General features: G+C 46.0%; 1 pseudogene. It reads left to right on the forward strand.

Going from position 1 to position 248, the window contains the following annotated elements:
- Nucleotides 1-203 (forward strand): annotated as a pseudogene (locus AC1RPQ_RS08610) (Fe-S cluster assembly protein SufB); the annotation flags it as partial.
- Between the last annotated feature and the right edge of the window lie 45 nt (nucleotides 204-248).

Here is a 248-nt window from a genome sequence, read left to right on the forward strand (position 1 = left end):
ACCCTGAATTATTCAAAGAGTACTTTTCAAAACTTGTACCGACAACCGACAACAAATTAGCAGCGCTGAATTCAGCCGTATGGTCAGGTGGCACCTTTATTTACGTGCCAAAAGGCGTCAAAGTCGATGTTCCATTACAAACGTACTGCCGGATCAATGCGGAAAACACGGGGCAATTCGAACGTACGCTGATCATTGTTGACTAAGGAGCAAGCATCCACTATGTCGAAGGTTGTACGGCACCGACT

This window comes from Dellaglioa sp. CoH-57-MRSF-21, assembly GCF_056781915.1.